General features: G+C 73.7%; 17 protein-coding genes. 9 read left to right on the top strand and 8 right to left on the bottom strand.

Annotated features, from left to right (window positions below):
- Window positions 1-80: 80 nt before the first annotated feature.
- The 3 genes from ACOOHE_RS04950 (at window position 81) to ACOOHE_RS04960 (ending at window position 3,105) form a co-directional block, all read left to right on the top strand.
- The gene (locus tag ACOOHE_RS04950; RefSeq protein WP_420456689.1) at window positions 81-1,892 is read left to right on the top strand and encodes a hypothetical protein; all 1,812 of its coding nucleotides are present in this window, start codon (window positions 81-83) and stop codon (window positions 1,890-1,892) included.
- A 103-nt stretch (window positions 1,893-1,995) separates the two neighbouring features.
- Window positions 1,996-2,691 (top strand): SDR family NAD(P)-dependent oxidoreductase, encoded by a 696-nt coding sequence (locus ACOOHE_RS04955; protein ID WP_420456690.1) that lies wholly within the window; start codon window positions 1,996-1,998, stop codon window positions 2,689-2,691.
- Window positions 2,692-2,832: 141 nt separating this feature from the next.
- Entirely contained in the window at window positions 2,833-3,105 is a 273-nt protein-coding gene (locus tag ACOOHE_RS04960) for a GNAT family N-acetyltransferase (RefSeq protein ID WP_420456691.1), read from the top strand.
- A gap of 22 nt (window positions 3,106-3,127) precedes the next feature.
- On the opposite strand, the gene ACOOHE_RS04965 is transcribed toward ACOOHE_RS04960, so the two are convergent.
- A complete protein-coding gene (locus ACOOHE_RS04965) occupies window positions 3,128-4,732 on the bottom strand; it encodes a phosphodiester glycosidase family protein (protein ID WP_420456692.1) in 1,605 nt (534 codons plus the stop codon).
- A gap of 127 nt (window positions 4,733-4,859) precedes the next feature.
- Between ACOOHE_RS04965 and ACOOHE_RS04970 the strand changes: the two genes are divergently transcribed.
- Both ACOOHE_RS04970 and ACOOHE_RS04975 read left to right on the top strand, forming a co-directional pair.
- Window positions 4,860-5,432 carry a cysteine hydrolase family protein gene (locus ACOOHE_RS04970; RefSeq protein WP_420456693.1) on the top strand — a complete coding sequence of 191 codons (573 nt, stop codon included), beginning with the start codon at window positions 4,860-4,862 and terminating at the stop codon, window positions 5,430-5,432.
- A gap of 31 nt (window positions 5,433-5,463) precedes the next feature.
- Complete coding sequence (locus ACOOHE_RS04975; RefSeq protein WP_420456694.1) at window positions 5,464-6,366, top strand: alpha/beta fold hydrolase; 903 nt, start codon at window positions 5,464-5,466, stop codon at window positions 6,364-6,366.
- A 64-nt stretch (window positions 6,367-6,430) separates the two neighbouring features.
- Here ACOOHE_RS04975 and ACOOHE_RS04980 read toward each other — a convergent pair whose 3' ends face one another.
- Window positions 6,431-8,287, bottom strand: coding sequence for a CocE/NonD family hydrolase (locus tag ACOOHE_RS04980; RefSeq protein ID WP_420456695.1), 1,857 nt, complete (start codon window positions 8,285-8,287; stop codon window positions 6,431-6,433).
- 188 nt (window positions 8,288-8,475) lie between these two features.
- On the opposite strand from ACOOHE_RS04980, the gene ACOOHE_RS04985 reads away from it, so the two are divergent.
- Together ACOOHE_RS04985 and ACOOHE_RS04990 are read left to right on the top strand one after the other, a co-directional pair.
- Entirely contained in the window at window positions 8,476-8,697 is a 222-nt protein-coding gene (locus ACOOHE_RS04985; RefSeq protein ID WP_420456696.1) for a hypothetical protein, read from the top strand.
- Between the two features lie 38 nt (window positions 8,698-8,735).
- Window positions 8,736-10,118, top strand: a complete 1,383-nt coding sequence (locus tag ACOOHE_RS04990; protein WP_420456697.1) for an AAA family ATPase — start codon at window positions 8,736-8,738, stop codon at window positions 10,116-10,118.
- Here ACOOHE_RS04990 and ACOOHE_RS04995 read toward each other — a convergent pair.
- From ACOOHE_RS04995 to ACOOHE_RS05005, 3 genes are all read right to left on the bottom strand, one after another.
- Complete coding sequence (locus tag ACOOHE_RS04995; RefSeq protein WP_420456698.1) at window positions 10,088-12,238, bottom strand: amino acid permease; 2,151 nt, start codon at window positions 12,236-12,238, stop codon at window positions 10,088-10,090. The two genes, ACOOHE_RS04990 and ACOOHE_RS04995, sit on opposite strands and share 31 nt — an antisense overlap.
- Window positions 12,239-12,302: 64 nt before the next feature.
- Window positions 12,303-13,904, bottom strand: a complete 1,602-nt coding sequence (locus ACOOHE_RS05000) for an Ig-like domain-containing protein (protein WP_420456699.1) — start codon at window positions 13,902-13,904, stop codon at window positions 12,303-12,305.
- Between the two features lie 88 nt (window positions 13,905-13,992).
- Window positions 13,993-14,757 carry a hypothetical protein gene (locus tag ACOOHE_RS05005; RefSeq protein WP_420456700.1) on the bottom strand — a complete coding sequence of 255 codons (765 nt, stop codon included), beginning with the start codon at window positions 14,755-14,757 and terminating at the stop codon, window positions 13,993-13,995.
- Window positions 14,758-14,949: 192 nt separating this feature from the next.
- Between ACOOHE_RS05005 and ACOOHE_RS05010 the strand changes: the two genes are divergently transcribed.
- The gene (locus tag ACOOHE_RS05010; protein WP_420456701.1) at window positions 14,950-17,883 is read left to right on the top strand and encodes an FAD-binding and (Fe-S)-binding domain-containing protein; all 2,934 of its coding nucleotides are present in this window, start codon (window positions 14,950-14,952) and stop codon (window positions 17,881-17,883) included.
- Here ACOOHE_RS05010 and ACOOHE_RS05015 read toward each other — a convergent pair.
- The 3 genes from ACOOHE_RS05015 to ACOOHE_RS05025 all read right to left on the bottom strand — a co-directional run bounded on the left by ACOOHE_RS05015 (window position 17,880) and on the right by ACOOHE_RS05025 (window position 18,996).
- Entirely contained in the window at window positions 17,880-18,206 is a 327-nt protein-coding gene (locus ACOOHE_RS05015) for a DUF5615 family PIN-like protein (protein WP_420456702.1), read from the bottom strand. The two genes, ACOOHE_RS05010 and ACOOHE_RS05015, sit on opposite strands and share 4 nt — an antisense overlap.
- A 114-nt stretch (window positions 18,207-18,320) precedes the next feature.
- Window positions 18,321-18,542 carry a DUF433 domain-containing protein gene (locus ACOOHE_RS05020; protein WP_420456703.1) on the bottom strand — a complete coding sequence of 74 codons (222 nt, stop codon included), beginning with the start codon at window positions 18,540-18,542 and terminating at the stop codon, window positions 18,321-18,323.
- Window positions 18,543-18,603: 61 nt separating this feature from the next.
- Window positions 18,604-18,996: a co-chaperone GroES gene (locus tag ACOOHE_RS05025; protein WP_420456704.1), complete on the bottom strand. Its 393-nt coding sequence runs from the start codon at window positions 18,994-18,996 to the stop codon at window positions 18,604-18,606.
- Window positions 18,997-19,075: 79 nt separating this feature from the next.
- Here ACOOHE_RS05025 and ACOOHE_RS05030 point away from each other — a divergent pair, with 79 nt between their 5' ends.
- Window positions 19,076-19,675, top strand: coding sequence for a LemA family protein (locus ACOOHE_RS05030; protein ID WP_420456705.1), 600 nt, complete (start codon window positions 19,076-19,078; stop codon window positions 19,673-19,675).
- Window positions 19,676-19,737 lie beyond the last annotated feature (62 nt).

A 19,737-nucleotide genomic window follows, 5' to 3' on the forward strand; every position in this document is an offset into this window, starting at 1 on the left:
AGGGCACGGCGTCGGCCCCGCCGGCGGGCGGGTGCGTCGGCTATCTTGCCGCTCCCACCGTCCCGGGCTGACGTCCCCCCGTGCCCCCCCCCGAGACACCCGCCGACCCCGAGCCGGGCCCGACGCCGCTCGACCCCGACGCCCGCCCCGCGCCCGTCGGCGATGGGCCGGCCGGCCCGGACGGGGAGCCGTCGCTCCGGGCCCACCTCGCCGAGCTGTGGCACCGGGTCCCGTTCGCCGCCCGGTGGGCCGCCGTCGGCGCGGCGCTCGTGCTGCTGGCCCTCGCCGTCGTGCCGCCGGTGATCGAGGCGACCGAGGGGCCGACCGAGGAGGAGCTGCTGGCCCAGGCCGCGCGCGACCGGGCCCAGTGGGCCACGTTCCGCCGCCAGTCGCCGGTGCCGCTCGGCACCGCGCCGGTCACCGACGCGCTCGGGCCCGGCGACGCCGAGCGCTCCGACGACCGCTACGCCGACTACTACGTCCACCAGGCCGACAGCGTCGCGTTCTCGGTCTTGGTCACGTCCGACGCCTTCGCGCCCGACGTGGCCGTCCGCGGGCCCGACGGCCGGACGGTCGCGGCCTCGGACCTGCTCCAGACCGACACCCGCGCCGAGGTCGACGGGCTCCGGGGGCCCGGCCGGTTCGAGGTCGTGGTCACGTCCCGGGACGTGGGCGCGACCGGGGCCTACGAGGTGGCCGTCCTGCCCGCTCGCCCGGCCGACTCGGTCTACGTCGACGGCGAGGCCCGGCTCGACACGCTCGGCGGCGGGCCCCGCCGGGCCGGCCGGTTCGAGCGGATCTACGGGATCGCGACCGACACCGACCTGCCCGTCGTCGTCCGCGTCGTGTCGTCGGCGTTCCGGCCCCGGATCCAGCTGATCGGCCCGAACGGCCAGGTCCGCGACGCCTCGTGGTCGCTCGAGCGGACGGCCCAGGGCGACAGCCTCTACGGCGTCGTGGCGCGGTACCTCCCGGGCTGGGAGGCCCCGTACCGGCTGCTCGTGAGCTCGGAGGGGCCGGGCGAGACGGGCCCGTTCGCGCTCGACGCCCGGAGCGTCCCCGTCCGCGACCTCGCCCTCGGCGACGCCGGCGAAACGCAGACGTTGGGCGACGGGAGCTGGCTCCGCGACGGCCGCTACCTCGACACCTACCGGGTCCGGATCCCGTCCGACCGCCGGACGACCGTCCGCGTCGAGTCCGACGAGTTCCCGCCGGCCGTCCGGATCTGGCGCGTCCAGCGCCAGGCCCGCTCCGACGTCGCCGAGGCCCTCAACCCCGACGGCGCCGCGGCCGCCGAGATCGAGAGGGAGCTCGACCCGGGCGAGTACTTCGTCGAGGTCACGTCGGGCGAGGTGGACGATGACGACGACCGCCCCGCACGGGACGATCCCAAGCCGGACGGGCCACTCGGGGGCGAGTACGCCGTCACCGTCCGCGCCGAGCCGCTCGAGCCGCCCGAGCCGCCGCCGTCCACCGGCGACAGCCCGGCGCCGTCGGGCACGCGCGTGTTCGCGACCGAGGTCCGGCGGACCGGCGAGAGCGGCGGGAGCACGTTCGAGGTCGGCGTGACGAACGTGGCCATCTCGTACCCCGGCACGAGGCAGACGCGCGTCCAGCTCAGCGTGACTGTCCGCTCGGTCGACTACACCGGCAACTGGGCGCCGTGGGAGAGCTTCGCCCGCCAGGCCTACGTCGTCGACGACCGGGGCCGGCGGTACGAGGCGGCCGTCGGCGAGAGCGCGAGCCCGTCGGGGCCGTCGGCCGAGCCCGGCACGGCCCGGCGCGGGACCGTCGTGTTCTACTACCCCGAGGCCGTCGGCGCGCTCGAGCGCGTCGTCCTGGTCGCCTCCATCGGCGAGCGGACGCTGACGCTGCCGATCCCCGTCCCGTAGGGCGCGGACCGTCGGACGTGGGAGGCGACGAGCCGTCGAACCCAGGCCGGACGAGCCGGGTACGCCTCACGCCTCACGCCTCACGCCTCACGCCTCACGCCTCATGCTCGTCCTCGTCACCGGCGCCTCGCGCGGCATCGGCGCCGCCGTCGCCCAGGCGTTCGCCGCTCGCGGGGCCCGCCTCGCGCTCGTGGCCCGCGACGCCGACGCCCTCGCGGCCGTCGCCGAGCGGTGCGCCGAGGCCGGCGGGGAGGCCCGCGCGTTCCGCTGCGACGTCACCGACGCCGACGCCGTCGAGACGATGGCCACCGCCGTCCGCGACTGGGCCGGCACGCCCGACGTGGTCGTCAACAACGCGGGGCACTTCGAGCCGGGCGGGCTGCTCGAGACGTCGCCTGAGGCGTTCCGCCGCCAGCTCGACGTCAACGTCGTCAGCGCGTTCCTGGTCACGCGGGCGTTCCTGGGGGGGATGCTGGCGCGCGGCTCGGGCCGGGTCCTGATGATGGGCTCGGTCGCGTCCGTGCGTGGCTACCCTGGCGGCTCGGCATACGGGGCGGCCAAGCACGCGCTGCTGGGGCTGGCGCGGGCCGTGCGCGAGGAGACGAAGGGGACCGGCGTCTCGGTGACGACGCTGCTGCCCGGCGCCACGCGGACCGGCTCGTGGGACGGCACCGACCTCCCCGACGACCGGTTCATCCCGCCCGACGACGTCGCCCGGGTCGCCGTCGAGGTGGCCACGCTGTCGGGACGGACCGTCGTGGAAGAGGTCCTCTTGCGGCCGGACGCGGGGGACATTTAGGGCTCGCTGCGCTCGCGGAACGGGAGACGAGGAACGGGGAACGGGCAGGCGGTGTCGTTGAGTGCCGAGGTCGCCGTGCCACGTGCCGTCCGCTCTGCCACTGGCTGCTCCCCACTGATCATCGGCCCATCCCCCGATCCCATGCCCGACGTCCGCCACGACACCGACCAAAACCGCTTCGCCGCCGACGTCGAGGGCGGCACGGCCGAGCTCCGGTACCAGCGCCGCGACGGCGCGCTCGTCTTCGTCCACACGTTCGTGCCGGAGCCGTCGCGGGGGCAGGACGTGGGCGAGGCCCTCGTCGAGGCCGGGCTGGCGTACGCCCGGGAGAACAAGCTCGGCGTCGTCGCCCAATGCCCGTACGTGGCCCACTACGTCGAGACGCACCCCGAGGCGCAGGACCTCGTCGCGTGACCGAACGGCGGCCGACGGGGAGCTACCGGACGGCGGTCACGCTGGCGACCTCCGTCCCGCCTGCCGTCGTCGCACGGACGAGGTAGCGGCCGGCCCCGAGCCCGCCGACGTCGAGCGAGCGCGTGGTCTCGCCGGCGGCGGCCGACCACGTGTCCAGGAGCACCGTCCGCCCGAGCACGTCGACCACCTCGATGCGGACAGGGCCCGGCGTGCGAACTCCGAGGTGGACCGTCATCCGGCCGCGCGTGGGGTTCGGCCCGAGCCGGAGGGTGGGCCCGGCGCTCGTGCCGCCGTCGGTCGCCGCCGCGCCGACCTGGACGAGCCGGACGGCGTCGACCACGACGTAGGCCGGGCTCGTGGTCCCGGTCGCGTCGTCGGTCACGGCCAGGCTGTCGCCGGGGCCGAGGTCGAACCGGCCGAGCGGGTTCCACCGCCCGTTGCCCGCCGCCGTGGTCTGGTCCACGCGGATCGTCCGGCCCTCGCCGCCGTGGTAGACCGTGAACGGCGTGTCGGAGGCCCGGTTCGGGGCCGCCGTCCACCACGCCTCGACGTCGTAGACGCCCGCGTCGATGCCGTCGAAGGTGAAGGTGGCCCGGTCGGCTCCCGTCCCCGTCGCGCTGAGCCGCGACGGGGTGCCCCCGACGAAGGGGCGGTTGGCGCTGTCGGCCCAGTCCCCGACCTCGCGGTAGGTCGCGCCGGCGTTGTCGAAGACGGTCTCGTTGGGGAGCGGCGGGCGGACGATCCGGAGCGCGGAGACGACGGGCCGCGACGAGGCCACCAGCCCGACGCCGCCGGCCTGGAGCGCCGTCGACCCCCCGCCGTCCAGGTTGAGCGCCTCGACCGCGCCCAGGTCGACGAGGAGGTCGGCCAGGGCGGGGAGCGTGAGCCCGTTCGCCTCGGCGACGGCCACGATCAGCAGCTCGCCCGTGGCCGTGTAGCCGACCGCCGTCCGCGCGCGCGCCGAAGTCGTGTCGACGCCCGACCCACCGAAGAACACCTCTTCCGTCCACGTCAGCCGCGCCTGGCCGTCCTGGACCAGGACCGGCCCGCCTCCGATGGCCGTCGCGACGTCCCACGGCGCCCCGCCCGGCGGGTCCGCCGCCGTGGGCCGGGGCTGCGGGGCCCCGGGCGCGTTCGGGCTGGGGGCGGGATACGCGTAGGTGGTGCCGTCGAGCGTGTAGACCCAGGCCACGTCTGGCGCCCCCGTCGCGCTCAGGCCGAACGCGCCGCGCGTCGGGTAGAACGTCGTCCCGCTCCGAGTCAGCGCCGCGATGGTCGGGACGAGCGTCTGGCCGTCGTCGAGGACCAGGCTGAACGACTGGGTCCCGCCGAAGTAGCCCCCGTTGACGGCCACGAGGACGTCGGCGTCGGCCGCGAACGAGGCGACCGTCTCGCTCCCCTCGTCCGAGAGGACGGCCTCCAGCGCCCAGTCGTCGGCCCCCAGGTCGGCCCGGACGAGCGACGCGAACAGCGGCGTGCTGGCGCGCGTGACGTCGAACACGCGGACCGACGGGGGCAGGCCTTCCTCGGCGTCGGGCCGAGGCGTGAGCGTGAGCGCCTGGGCCGCCGCGAGGGCGGGGAGGAGCGCGAGGCAGGCCGCGAGGCTGGGGCGGAGCAAGCGGGGCATGGGCGGGGCGGAAGCGGACCGCCAACCTAGCGCACCGGCGGCTCGGGCCGAGGTCGCCGGGCCGGGGAGTCCCTGAGCGGCGCGGCGGCGCGGAACCGCGGGGCCGCCCGGGGCGAACGACCGCGCCATGCCCGACTCCGCCGCGCTCCTCCTCGTCGACCTCGTCAACCCGTTCGACTTCGACGGGGCCGAGGCCCTGCTCGAACGGGCGGGCCCGGCCTTCGAGGCCGTCGCCGACCTCGCCCGCCGGGCCCGCGCGGCCGGCGCCCCCGTCGTCTACGTCAACGACAACTTTACCCGGTGGACCGAGTCGTTCGACGCGCTCGTCGAGCGGTGCACGGCCGACGACGCGCCGGGCCGCGCGGTCGTCGCCCGGGTGCTCCCGGCCGAGGGCGACTACCACGTGCTCAAGCCGATGCACTCGGGGTTCTACCAGACCCCGCTGGCCCACTTGCTCGGCGAGCTCGGCGTCGGCCGCGTCGTGCTGGCGGGCGTGGCCACCGACATCTGCGTGCTCGCGACGGCCATGGACGCCCGGATGCGCGACCTCGACCTCGTCGTCCCGCGCGACGCCTGCGCGGCCGAGACCGACGACGCCCACGACGCCGCGCTCGCCTACTTCCGCCGCGTCCTCCACGCCGAGACGCCCCTCGCCGCCGACGTCGCGTTCGGGTCGGAGGACGGCTCCGACGGAGAGTAGACGGGCTCGCGAGCCGCCGACGGGACCGCCTATGACCGATCTCCCCGACCTCGGCGTCCCCCTCCGCTCCCGGTTTGTCGCCGGCGCTGGCGTCCGGCTCCACGTCGTCGAGGCCGGGCCGGAGGACGGGCCGCTCGTGCTCCTGCTCCATGGGTTCCCCGAGCTCTGGCTCGGCTGGCGGGCGCAGATCCCGGCGCTGGCGGCGGCCGGCTTCCGCGTCTGGGCGCCCGACCAGCGCGGCTACAACCGCTCCGACGCCCCGCCCGACATCGCCGCCTACGCCTTGGACCGGCTGGTGGACGACGCCCTCGCCTTGCTCGACGCGGCCGGCGCGGACCGGGCCCGCGTCGTCGGGCACGACTGGGGCGCCGCCGTCGCGTGGTGGCTGGCCGTCCGCGAGCCCGAGCGGGTCGAGCGGCTGGCGGTCCTCAACGTGCCGCACCCGGTGGCCTTCCGGCGGTTCTTGCGCCGGCCGTCCGTGCAATGGCTGAAAAGCTGGTACGTCGGGTTCTTCCAACTCCCCGCGTTGCCGGAGGTCGCGCTCCGCCGCTTCGGTGCGGCCGGCCTCCGCGCGACCAGCGCCCCGGGGACGTTCTCCGACGCCGACCTGGCGCGCTACCGCCGGGCGTGGGCCCGGCCCGGCGCCGCGCGCGGGATGCTCGGGTGGTACCGCGCCGCCGCCCGCTACGGCCTGGGCGACCCGGCCCTCGACCCGCCCGTCCGCCCGCCGACGCTGGTCCTGTGGGGCGACGCCGACGCCGCCCTCGACGCCCGCCTGGCCGAGCGGTCGCTCGCGCTCTGCGCCGACGGCCGGCTCCGGCGGTTCCCCGGCGTCTCGCACTGGGTCCAGCACGAGGCGGCCGACGCGGTCAACGCCGAGCTGCTGGCGTTCTTGGGCGCGCCGCGCGCGGAGGCCACCGCTGCCCGTCCGTAGGGGCGACTCCGTAGGGGCGACTCGCCGAGTCGCCCCTACCGCGACCTTCCAACCGGATCTGGTATCAGTCGAGCACGCGGACCGAGAGGTGCGACGGGTGCTCCGGCGACAGCATCACGCGGTGCGTGGCCCGCTGGAAGTCGGCCTCGGTCGCCTGATGGATGGGCATGAACCGCTGGGGGTTCCGGTCGACCATCGGGAACCACGAGCTCTGGACCTGGACCATCATCCGGTGGCCGCGGCGGAACGTGTGGGCCACGTCCTGCATGTCGAATGAGACCTCGGCCACCTCGCCGGGCACGAACGGGACCGGGTCCGAGAAACTCTCCCGGAACTTGCCCCGCATCACCTCGCCGCGGACGAGCTGCTGGAACCCGCCCATCGGGACCGAGCAGTCGCCGTCGGGCAGCTCGCACTCGGCGTCGCCGGGGTAGACGTCGATGAGCTTGACCACGAAGTCGGCGTCGGTGCCGGTCGTGGTCACGAAGAGGGTCGCGCCCAAGTCGCCTGCGAGGGTCACGTCCTGATCGAGCACGGGCGACGTGAACACCAACACGTCGGGCCGGGTGCTGGCGAACCGCTGGTCCTGGACCACGTAGCGGTCGTCGCGTCGCACGACGACCTGGGGCGTGTGGGGGACGGGCTTGAACGGGTCCGAGACGTACTCGGCGAACAGGCCCGGCGTGCTCGGCGCGTCGAAGCCCAGGCCGCCGTCGGGCTGGAGAAAGAGGCTCTGCTCGCGAGAGGCGCGGGGCGGCCACGCATCGAAAAAGCGCCACTGGTCGGCGCCGGTCACGAAGACGGACGCCTCGTGGAGGTCGGGGTCGCCGTCGCCCTTGAGGAAGGCGTCGAAAAAGCGGGCCTCCAGGTTCTCGCGGTAAAAGACCGCCGTCTGCTGGCCGAACCAGAGGTCGCCGTAGCGGTCGCCGTCGCCGCGGGCCCAGCCGCCGTGCCACCACGGGCCCATGACCAGGAACGATGGCGTGTCGTTGTGGTCTTGGACGGCGTGGTACGTCTTGAGCGGGCCGTAGAGGTCCTGGGCGTCGAACCATCCGCCGGTGACGAGCACGGCCGGGCCCACGTCGCGCACGTGGGGGAGCGGCGTCCGCGCCTGCCAGTAGGCGTCGTAGGTGTCATGCGTTAGGATCTCCTGCCACAGGTCGTTCTCGCCGTCGAAGAACCGCTCGTTGACGGTCGCGAGGGGCCCGAGCCCGAGGTACCAGTCGTAGCCGTCGGGCGTGCCGTAGTCGCTGTAGCTCGGCGCCCGCTCGGTCGTCGGCTCCGGCCGGGGGGCGCCGTACGACGAGACGAAGCTGAACGTGGCCTGGAGCTGGAACGCCCCGTTGTGGCGGCGGTCGTCGCCGATCCACCAGTCGGTGACGGGCGCCTGCGGCGAGACGGCCCGGACCGCCGGGTGCGCGTCGATGAGCGCGTGCGTCGCGTAGAACCCGGGCGCCGAGATCCCCCAGACGCCGACGCGCCCGTTGTTCGGCGTGTTCTCCACCAGCCACGCGACCGTGTCGTAGGTGTCGGTGCTCTCGTCGACGTCGCCCGCCGCTTTGTTGGGGATGTGCGGGCGGACGGCCACGAACTCTCCTTCGGACATCATCTTGCCGCGGACGTCCTGGTACGCGAACACGTAGCCGTCGCGCATCAGCCGCTCCGACGGACCGAGGCTGGACTTGACCTCGTCCGGCCCGTAGGGGCCGACGCCGTAGGGCGTCCGCTGGAGCAGGATCGGGTGCTCGCCCGTCGCGCCCTTCGGCGTGTAGACGACGGTGAACAGGCGGGCCCCGTCGCGCATCGGGACCCGGTGCTCGGTCTTGGTGTAGTGCTGGCGGACCCAGTCGTCGTCGGGCTGGGCGGTGGCGGCGGTCGTGAGCACGAAGAGGAAGGCGGCGAGGCGTCGGGCCGTCGGCATGGAGCGGGTGGGGGAGGGGCCGGAAGGTACCGGACGGGCCGGGCCAGGCGACGCCGCTCCGTTCCGTTGCCGAGTCGCCGGGTGGGGCCGAAGAGCGGGCGGAAGAACCCGGCGACGGCGGGCCGCCCACCGGGCCGTACGTTGGCCGGCCCGACGCCTCCCCCGGCCGACGCCCCCTCCTGCCCTCCATGACGACCCGCACCCTCCACACGCCGGACGACACCGAGTGGACGCTCGCCGAGGCGTCCGTCGGCACCGACGCCGAGCGCGAGGACGCCGCCGCCGACGGCACCGTCCCGGTCGTCGCCACGCCCAGCGGGGGCGCCCAGTCGGTCCGGCTGGAGCTGGCGCCGGACTGGGAGACGATGGACGACGCCGCGCTGGCCGACGCCGTCGGGGCCGCCCGCTGACCGGCCGCCGCGGTCCCGGGCGCCGCTAGCTTCCGGCCATGTCCGACGACCTTTTCGCCGCCGCCGCCACGGCCCGCCAGCGCGCCAGCGCCCCGCTCGCCGACCGGATGCGCCCGCGCACATTGGACGAGTACGTCGGCCAGGGCCACGTGCTGGCCGAGGGCTCGCTGCTCCGCCGCGCCATCGTCGCCGACCGCGTGACGTCGCTCATCCTGTTCGGGCCCCCGGGGACCGGCAAGACCACGCTGGCGCGGATCATCGCGAACACGACGCGAAAGCACTTCGCCAGCCTCAACGCCGTGCTCGCCGGCGTCAAGGACATCCGCGACCAGATCGGGGCGGCCCAAGAGCGGCTCCGCCTCCACGGCCAGGGCACCATCCTGTTCGTCGACGAGGTCCACCGGTTCAACAAGGCCCAGCAGGACGCGCTGCTGCCCCACGTCGAGAACGGGACGGTCACGTTCGTCGGGGCGACGACCGAGAACCCGTTTTTCGAAGTCAACAAGGCGCTGGTGTCGCGCAGCCGGATCTTCGAGCTGCGGACGCTGGCGGAGGCCGACCTCCGATCTGTCGTCGCGCAAGCGCTCGCCGACGACGAGCGCGGCTACCGCCGCCTCGACGTGCAGATCGACGACGACGCGCTCGACCACCTGGTGAGCACCGCCAACGGCGACGCGCGGAGCCTGCTCAACGCGCTCGAGCTAGCCGTCGAGACGACCGAGCCCGATGCCGACGGCCGAGTCCACGTGACGCTGGCCGTCGCCGAGGAGTCGATCCAGCAGCGGGCCGTCCTCTACGACAAGGACGGCGACGCCCACTACGACACCGTCTCGGCCTTTATCAAGTCGATGCGCGGCTCGGACCCCGACGCGGCGCTCTACTGGATGGCCCGGATGATCTACGCCGGCGAGGACCCCCGCTTCGTGCTCCGGCGGATGCTCATCTTCGCGTGTGAGGACGTCGGGCTGGCCGACCCGAACGCGGTCCGCCAGGCCGTCGCCTGCCTGGACGCCTTCGAGTTCGTGGGGATGCCGGAGGGCCGGTTCATGCTGGGCCAGCTCTGCGTCTACCTCGCGACGGCGCCCAAGTCGAACTCGGGCTTCGCGTTCTTCTCGGCCCTGGAGCACGTGGCCAACGAGCGGACGGAGGACCCGCCGAACGCGCTCAAGGACGGCTCGCGCGACAAGAAGGGGCTCGGCCACGGCGCGGGCTACAAGTACCCCCACGCCTACCGCGACCACTACGTCCCGGAGCAGTACCTCCCGGGCGGGATGCAGGGGACGTACTTCTACGAGCCCTCGGACCAGGGCTACGAGGCGCGGCTGGCGGTCCGGCTCGACCAGCTCCGCCAGCGGGACGCCGAGGAGTCAATCGAGAAGCGTGTTCAGCGCTACGCCGAGGGCGACGCCGCCGGGCCGTAGGTCGCCTCGAGCTGGGCGATCCCGTCGGGGTCGCCCAGGATGGTCAGCCGGTCGCCGGCGCGCAGGACCGTCGCCCCGCCGGGCACCGTGATGGCCCCGTCACGGTGGACGAGCGCGATCAGGACCCCGCTCGGCAGGCGGACGTCGCGGAGCGCCCGGCCGACGAGCGGCGCCGTCGGGCCGCCGTCGTCGCGGACGGTGAGCGCGAGGAACCGGTCGTTGTGGAGCAGCACCTCCTTCAGGTCCTGCTCGGTCTCGGCCGCACGCCAGTCGTCAAGGAACGGGGGCTCGTCGATCCGGCTGGCCAGGCTCGCCAGCGTCCGGAGGTGGCGGCCCGGCGGCTCCTGGGGGCTCAGCAGGAAAAAGACGGCGTGGACCGTCCGGTCGGCGTCGGCCTGCGCGTCGCCCGTCGTGTCGACGCGGACGGCGAGCCCGGCCTGGGACCGGACGATGACGAGCTCGGGTCGGTCGACCTCGGGGAGCCGGAGGTGGGGGAGGGCCACGCCGTGCGAGACCGGCGTCGCGCCCGTCCGGGAGCCGTCGAGGAACGCCCGCTCGATCCGGGCCTGGGGCAGGCCGGCCCGCTGCGCCAGCCGCCGCGCCGCGTCCCGGGCGACCGTCTCGAAGTCGGTCCCGCCGCCGACGTCGAGGACGGCCGCGCGCGTGACCAGGTGCTCGAACGGCGTCTCGTCCCGGAGCCCCTTCTCCTTCAGGATCGTCCGGAGCTCCGAGTCGAGCCCCTCGTAGCGCGACCGGCCCAGCCGCTCGAACAGGTGGTACACGGCGCCGGCCCGCTGGACGCGCGGGCTGTCCTTGACGTACCACACGTACCACGCCACGCCGCCGGCGATCATCAGGACCGACAGGCCGATGGCGAACCCGCCGAGCTCCGCGATCAGCACGACCGGCGTTACGACCCCGACGATCTGGACCCACGGGTACCACGGACTCCGGTAGCCCGGCACGTAGCTCGGGATCCGACTCTCGCGCATCACGATCACGGCCACGTTGAGCAGCCCGAACAGCAGCAGCTGGAACGCGCTCGCCAGCTTGGCGATGGCCTCGACGTCGAGCGCCACGATGACCACCACCATCAGCACCGTCGTGACCACGACGGCCGGGACCGGCGTCCCGAACCGGCCGACCGACCCCAGCCGCTCGGTCACCAGCCCGTCGCGGGCCATAGCGAGGGGGTACCGGCTCGCGGACAGGATGCCGGCGTTGCCCGTCGAGGCGAACGCGGCGATGGCCGCGGCCACAATCAGGCCCAGCCCCCACGGCTCCGGGAGCCAGGTGAAGAACTTCTCGGCCGCCGTCGCGACCGGGGTCAGGTCGCTCCGCAACTCCGACGGGTCGAGCACGGCGATCATGATGAACACGCCGACGCAGTAGATAAGCGTCGCCGTGGCCAGCGACAGGAACATCCCGAGCGGCAGGTTCCGGTCCGGGTCCTGGACCTCCTCCGCGACCGACGCCACCTTCGTCAGCCCCGCGTACGACACGAACACGAGCCCGACCGTCGCCAAGAGCCCCTCGGCCCCGAACGGGAGGAACGGCGTGAACTGGCGCTCGACGTTCGCCGCGCCCAGGCTCGCGACCTCGACCAGCCCCTGGGCCACGAAGAACACCAGCACGCCCACCAACACCGTGACCAGCACTCGCTGGAGCCCGCTCGTCTCCTTCGCCCCGACCACGTTGAGCACGCCGAACGCGACCGTCAGCGCGACGGCCAGCGGCTTGACGGGGATGTCGACGAAGAACACGAGGTATGCCCCCATCCCGACGAGCGCGAACGCGCTCTTGAGCACCAGCGCCAGCCACGTCCCGATCCCGCCGACGGTCCCGGCGAGCGGCCCCAGGCTCCGGTCGAGGAAGTAGTACGCCCCGCCCGCCTTCGGCATGGCCGTCGAGAGCTCGGCGGCCGAGAACAGGGCCGGCAGGATGAACACGCCGGCCAGGAAGTACGCCAGCACCGTCGCCGGGCCGGCCTGGGCCGTCGCCAGCCCGGGCAGCAGGAAAAAGCCGGAGCTGAACATGGCCCCCGTGCTGATCGCGTAGACGTCGAACAGCGTCAGCTCTTTCTTGAGGCGGGGAGCGTCGGCGGGGAGGGGTGAGGACACGTCGGCGGGCACGGCGGAGGGGGGAGGGCACGCCATAGATACCCACGGGGCTTGGCCCGAGGGCCTATCCTCCGCCGGAACCGGCCACCGAGCCGGGTCGTGGGCTCATCTTTTGACCGTTCCGCCTCGTTCCTCCCGCCACCCCGCCGGTATGCGACGCTTCGCTACACTCGTTCTTTCTCTTCTCGTCCTCGCGCCCGCCGCGTTTGCGCAGTCGGTCGCTCCGCCCACAGCGGCCTCGTTCACCGACCGCGCTCGAGTAGAGGCCCGCCGTGTGGTGGCGGACACGCTCTACAGCCAGATCGATCAGGGCGGCAGCTTCTCCGGGTTCGGCCTGTCCAACGATTTCGCGACGGCGACGAACGTCGCCTTCGACAGCTACATGGCCGACGACTTCACGGTCCCGGCCGGCGAGACGTGGCGGGTCGCCGAGGTGGTCATCGGCGGATTCTACGTGGGCCGTGCCCGCCGACGGGTTCGGGGCGACGGCCAGGACCAGCGCGCCCGGCCCACCCTCGGCCGCCGTGTTCAGGTCGACGGTGACCGAGACGGTGCCCGTGGCCTCGGCTGTCCCGTCGGAGACGGTGAACGTGAACGTGTCCTCGCCCTCGAAGCCCGCGTCGGCCGTGTAGAGGACGACGTCGGCGCGGCGGCGGCCCGTCCCGTCGTCGCCGACGGTGGCCGTGCCGTGGGCCGGGTCCGAGACGGCCGTGATCGAGAGGGCGTCGCCGTCGGCGTCGGTGACGTTGGCGAGGACGTCGATGGTCGTCGTCTCGCCGGCGGTGGCCGTCGCCGTGACGGTCCCGTCGATGGTCGGGGCGCTGTTGGCGCCGCCGCCGCAGCCGCTGCCGGGGCAGGTGTAGCTCGCGGCGTAGATCTCGGTCGTCCCCTGCGGCGTCTGGACCTCGTTGCTCTGCGCCGTCGCGCCGACGTCGGGGTCCCGGGTGGCCCAGGAGTAGACGGTGAACACGGCCGAGCCGCCGGCGACCGTCACCGTCGTCCGGAACTCGATCATGAGCGCCTCCGCCGAGCCGTCCGGCGTGACGAGCGTGCCCGCGCCGACGACCTCCGTCCGGAAGTCGGTGGTGGTCGTGATCTGCCCGGCGGGGCCGGCGTCGATGGTCGAGGTCGTCTGGTCCGTCGTGACGCTCCCGAACGAGAGGGGGAACGTGAGCTGCTGGAGCCCGTCGGGCTCGTAGCGGACGACCTCGTCGGTCCCGCTCGGCGAGGTCGCAGCCGGCTTGAACACGCCGAGCGAGACGTACTGGTCGTCCGTGACGTCGGCGTAGGCGTACCCGTCGTCGTTGTCGGCCCCGTCCGGCGAGTCGTTGAGGAGGGCGTAGGTGGCCGCCGGGAAGTTGGAGGCGCCGGGCAGGCCGGCGACGTCGCCGTCGCGGTAGACCGTGAACGTGGTCTCGAACGTCTCCGGGTAGGTGATCGTTGTGAAGTCCCACGTCTGGCCCTGGCCACGGAGGGCGACGAGCGCGTCGATCCGGGCCCGGTCGTCGGCGGGGACGGACTCTCCGGTGGTCGCGTTGAACCGGGTGACGGTCTCGCCGGAGTCCGCGAAGTCGTAGAAGTCCTGGAAGGTGAACGTGATCTGGGCGCTCGCGGGCGCCGCGAGCAGGACGGCCGCGAGCGCGGCCACGGAGAAGCAACGGGTCATGTCGGTGGAAGGGGGGAGCCGCAGCCTAGCGGCTCCCCACTCGCTCGGCCTCCCCTCCGCCGGGGAGGCCCGCCGATTCCCCCGCCCGCTACCGGACGGCGATCCCCTCGCTCGTCTCCGCCGCCCGCCGCGCCCCCTCCGCCGTGGCCGGCACGGCGGCATCGGTCAGCTCGTAGTGGAGGACCGCAGCGGGCCGGTAGACCGCGTCCTCGCCGCTGCCCGATTTGAGCGAGACCAGGGAGATCTCGAGAGCTACCGGCCCGAGCGTGGACGAGAGCTGGTCGCGCGTCACCGGCATTGGGTCGATGGGGCCTCGGACGGACGCGCTGAACTCGATCCGCTTCCACGTGCGGTCGTACTGGCGCACCGCGACGGTCTTGGTCGGGAGCTCGAACGAAGCGTCGTCGTCCACCAGCGCGGCCGAGACAACATCGGTCTCGAAGAACGGCACGCCCTCGTCCACGCCGATGGCATAGACGCGCTCGGCCTCCTCTGGCGTCGTCCTCCAGCGGTAGAGCCCGTCCTCGCGGTTGGTGAACCACGAGAACCCGTCGAACACGCAATGGGCGAGCCCGCGCGTCGTCTCGATGAGGACCCACCGCTCCCCGGCGACGACCGTGTCGCGCGTGATCGCCAGCTCGAGAGACCGCGTGCCGGGCGTGATGCGGAGCGTGTCCCGGGCGCGTCCGTCGGCGTCGTAGCTGACCGAGTAGGTCGCGGCGAGGGTCCACTCGGTGCCGACGGCGAGCGGCAGGACCGGCGGCGGCGCGGCGGGCGGGTCGATGGCGGCCGTCGAGTCGCAGCCAGCGAGGACGACGACGACGACGAGCGAGAGGAGGCTACGGGACCGCATGGGCGGGAGGGCGGAGTGAACAGGTGTAGCCGTCGGTCGTCTGGCGTTCGGGGCGGGTGGCGCAGGGCGGGTTAGATACGTCCGCATCCGTCGGGCGTCAAGCCGTTCGCGCGCGCCCTGGCGCTCGTCGGCCACGTCGGCAGGCAGGGGAATCACGACGTCCGGCGGTGTGGGCCGGGGCTACCATGCGACATGCAGATCGAACACGCCCGCCTCGGCGAGTTCGCCGCCGCGCTCCGCCCCCGGATCGCGGGCGACCTCCGGCTCGACGCGCTCTCGACGGCGCTCTACGCCACCGACGCCTCGCTCTACCGCGAGCCCCCGCTCGGCGTGCTCATCCCGAAACACGTCGACGACGTCCAGGCGGCGATCGAGGAGGGCGCCCGGTTCGGCGTCCCCATCGTCGCGCGCGGGTCGGGGTCGAGCCTGGCCGGCTCGGCGGTCTCGGCCGGGCTCGTCGTCGACACGACGAAGCACCTGAACGAGATCGTCGCCGTCGACCCGGAGGCCCGGACGGCGACCGTCCAGCCGGGCGTCGTCCTGGACGACCTCAACCGGGCCGCGGCCACGTGGGGGCTGACGTTCGGGCCGGACCCCGCGTCCTCGAACCGGGCCACCCTCGGGGGGATGCTCGGGACGAACGCGACCGGCACGCATTCCATCCAGTACGGCTCGGTCGTCGACTGGGTCGAGGCCGCCGACGTGCTCCTGGCCGACGGGACGCCGGCCACCTTCGGCCCGCTCGACGCCGCCGGGTGGATCGCCAGGACGAAGGTGGGCGGGACCGAGGGCGAGGTCGTCCGCCGCGTCGACGCGCTCCTCCGGGTCCACGAGCACGCGATCCGCCAGGACACGCCGCGGTGGTGGCGCCGCGCCGGCGGCTACCGCCTGGAGCGGATGGTCGAGGCGCCCGAGGTCGACCGCGGGCCGGGGCGGGCGTGGGACGGCACGCGCAACCTGGCCGCCCTCCTCGCCGGGTCGGAGGGGACGCTGGCGTTCGCGACCGAGATCACCCTCGCGCTGACCGAGCGGCCGCCGCACGCGGCGCTCGGCGTGGTCCACTTCGAGTCGCGGGCGTCGGCGCTCGAAGCGGTCGCGGGCATCATGGAGACGGGCCCGACGGCGGTCGAGCTGTTCGACCGGATCGCGCTCGCGCGGGCGCTCGACGTGACCGAGTACGCGCCGAAGCTCCACTTCGTCCAGCGCGGGACGCACGGCGAGCTGCCGGCGGCGCTCCTGATCGTCGAGTACAGCGGCGCGTCGCTGGCGGCGTGCCGCGACGGGCTGGCCGGGCTGCGGCGCCACCTCGGGCCGGGCGCCGTCATCACGGACCTGGAGGACGAGACGCGGATGGCCGACGTGTACGCGGTCCGCAAGGTGGGGCTGGGGCTGGCGATGAGCGCGCGGCTCCCGGTCCAGGCCGCCGCCATCATCGAGGACGCGGCCGTCCCCGTCGAGCACCTGCCGGCCTACATCCGCGAGCTGGAAGCCGTGCTGGCCGAGTGGGACGTCGACGCGGTCGCCTACGCGCACGCGAGCGCGGGCTGCCTGCACGTCCGCCCGTTTTTGGACCTGCGCCGGCCGCGCGACGTCGAGGCGCTGGAGGCCGTGGCCCGGGGCTCAGCCCGGCTCGCCAAGAAGTACGGGGGCGTCATCGCGAGTGAGCACGGCGACGGCCGGGCGCGCGGAGCCCTCGCGGAGGACTTTTACACGCCCGCGCTCTACGCCGCCTACCAGGCCACCAAGCGGGCGTTCGACCCGCACGGCCGGCTCAACCCGGGCAAGATCGTCGACGTCCCGCCGCTCACGGAGGCCCTGCGGATGGGGCCCGACTACCGCTCGCGCTCGGTCGCCACGGCGCTCACGTTCCCCGACGCCCGGGGCCGCGACGTCGGGTTCGCCGAGGCTGTCGAGGCGTGCAACGGCTCGGCCGTCTGCCGCAAGACCGACGTCGGGACCATGTGCCCACCGTTCATGGCGACGCGCGAGGAGAAGGACTCGACGCGCGGCCGGGGCAACGCGCTGCGCGAGGCGCTCTCCGGTGGGTTGCCGTCGCTGACTGGGCCCGAGGTGGCCGAAGCGCTCGACCTGTGCGTCTCGTGCAAGGCGTGCAAGGCCGAGTGCCCGGCGTCGGTCGACATGGCGGCGCTCAAGACGGTGTGGCTCGAGCAGAAGTACAAGGAGACGGGGTCGTCGGCGCGGGCGCGGCTGTTCGCGCATCTGCCGGCCGTGGCGAAGCGGGTGGCCGGCCCGCTGGCGGCCGTCGCCAACCGGGTCAACTCGCTGCCGCCGGCGCGCGCGGCGCTGGCTCGGCTGGGCGTGGCCCGAGAGCGCTCGCTACCGCCGTTCGCTACCCGGCCGTTCAAGGGCTCGGAGGCGGGCCGGCCGTCGGCGGACCCCGACGCGCCCCGCGTCGCCCTCTACGTCGACACGTTCGGGCGCTTCCAGGAGCCGTCGATCCCGCGCGCGGCGTTGCGCGTGTTGCAGGCGGCCGGCGCCTCGGTCGAGGTCCCGGAGTACCGCTGCTGCGGGCGGACCTACCTGTCGAAGGGGTTCGTGCCCCACGCCGAGCGGCTGGCGCGCCAGCTCGTCGACACCTACGCGCCGCTCGCTCGCGACGGCGTCGCCATCGTCGGCTTGGAGCCCTCGTGCATCCTGACCTTGCGCGACGAGGTCCCGCGCCTGCTCCCCGGCGACGAGGGGGCGCAAGCCGTGGCCGCTTCCGCCGTCACCTTCGAAGAGTGGTGCGACGCCCACGCCGACCGCCTGGCCGCGCTCGACTGGCAGACGCCGGCCGGGTCGTCCGACGCCGCGCTCGTCCACGGCCACTGCCACCAGAAGGCGCTGTCGCGGATGTCGGCCAGCCACGGGTGTCTGGGCGCGGCCGGGCTGTCCGTCGCCGAGACCGGCGCCGGCTGCTGCGGCGTGGCCGGCTCGTTCGGCTACGAGGCCGAGCACTACGACGTGTCCATCGCCATCGCCGAGGACCGGCTGGCGCCGGCCGTCCGCGCGGCTCCCGGCGCCGTCGTGGTGGCCGCGGGGACGAGCTGCCGCGAGCAGATCGAGCACACGACGGGCCGCGCGGCGCTCCACCCGGCCGAGGTGCTGGCGGCCCGACTGGACTAGGTCAGGACGAGGACCGCCGCTTGCGACCCGGCCAGCGCTCGAATCGCATCCGCGTTCTCGCGCAGGAGCTGCTCGATGTCGGACGTCGAGCAGTTTCCACGGGTGATCCGGACGAGGTGAGGCGGAGGGCCTCTCAGGACCGCGATGTCCAAGAGGTCGGAGTCCTTGGCGACGACGATCAGGTTGTGGTCCCTCGCATAGTTCCAGACGTTGATGTCATCCGCTCGGTCTAGTCCCGCTTGCGCGACGGCCACGGACTCGGGGAACTCATCGGCCAGTCGGGCGACGAGGCGCCAAGAGAGGTGGTGGTCGAGGAGGAGCATGCGACGGCGTTGCGGTCCTCCAAAGATGAGCCTCCGGTCGAGGCGCTGTCAAAAGCAAGAATGCAGTTTTTAATATAATGTATACTCGACGTTATTAACCTTCTTTGAGGGGTGCTACGCCACGACTGAACGCCGCTCTCGGTCCGCTGCGAACTGGAGCGCCGCCAGTATATCCTCCCGCTCCAGGTCCGGGAAGTCCGCCAGGATCTCGTCGTGTGTCATCCCGGAGCCGAGGTACTCCAGCACGTCGTAGACCGTGATGCGGAGTCCACGGATGCACGGCTTCCCGCCGCGCTTGCCAGACTCAAGGGTGATGCGGTCGCGGTAGTCGGTCATGGCGTCTGGGGCTGGCGGAACGATACGCCGCACTCTCCGACTCGGTGCCGACGCACCGTAGCTACGCCCCATACCCCTCGTCCTCCGGGTGCTGGGGGCGGACGAGCGCCAGCAGCGCTTGGTGCGGGACGATGAGGTAAGCGTCCCCGTCGTACTCGACCTCGACGGCCTCCTTGCGGAGGAACAGCGCCAGGTCTCCGACGCGCGCCTGGAGCGGGAGGTAGCGGACCGGCGAGGCGTCGCCCGCCCACGGCTCGGCCGCCGAGTAGTCCGGGTTCGGAACGGCGTGGCCCGGCCCGACGCGGACGACCCGGCCCGTCTGGACGGTCTCCTTCGCGCGGACGCCCGCCGGGAGGTACAGGCCGCCCGCCGACCGGTCGGCGTCGTCGGCCGGCCGGACCAGCACGCGGTCGCCGACCACGTGGACGGCGTCGAGGGAGGGGAGAAGATCCATCGGGGGCCCCGAGGCGGGCATCCTTTTCTGGAGGGCGACGTATGATAGCGCTCCCTCTGACCCTCCCTGGCCTCCCACCATGCGAAGCACCGGCGCCATCGTCCTCCTCGTCCTCGTCCTGCTCGTCGGCTTTGCCGGCTGCGCGGGGTGCAGTTCCTTCAACAGCCTCCGAACCCAGGACGAACGGGTGACCGGCGCCTGGTCCGAGGTCGAGAACCAGTACCAGCGGCGGGCCGACCTGGTCGAGCAGGTCGTCTCGACGGTCCAGGGCCAGGCCGACTTCGAGAGCGAGACGCTCCAGGACGTCATCGAGGCCCGGAGCCGGGCCACCAGCATCCAGGTCTCGGCCGACGACCTCGACGACCCGGCCGCGCTCGCCCGCTACCAGGAGGCCCAGACGGCGCTCGGCGCCTCGCTCGGCCGGCTCTTGGCCGTCTCCGAGGCGTACCCGACGCTGCGCGCCAACGAGGGCTTCTTGCGGCTCCAGGACCAGATCGAGGGCAACGAGAACCGGATCGCCACGGCCCGCCGCGACTACAACCGGGCCGCGACCGACCTCAACGCCCGCATCCGGACGTTCCCGGCCAACCTCGTCGCCGGCGTCGCTGGCGTCGACCGGCGCGAGCAGTTCGAGGCCGAGGCCGGCGCCGAGGAGGCCCCCGAGATCACGTTCGACTGAGCGGAACGACGGGCCCCGCACGCGCAGCCGGGGGCCGTCGCCCCATCCGTCGTCCTCTCCTC

The organism is Rubrivirga sp. (assembly GCF_965213695.1).
Classification (GTDB): domain Bacteria; phylum Bacteroidota; class Rhodothermia; order Rhodothermales; family Rubricoccaceae; genus Rubrivirga.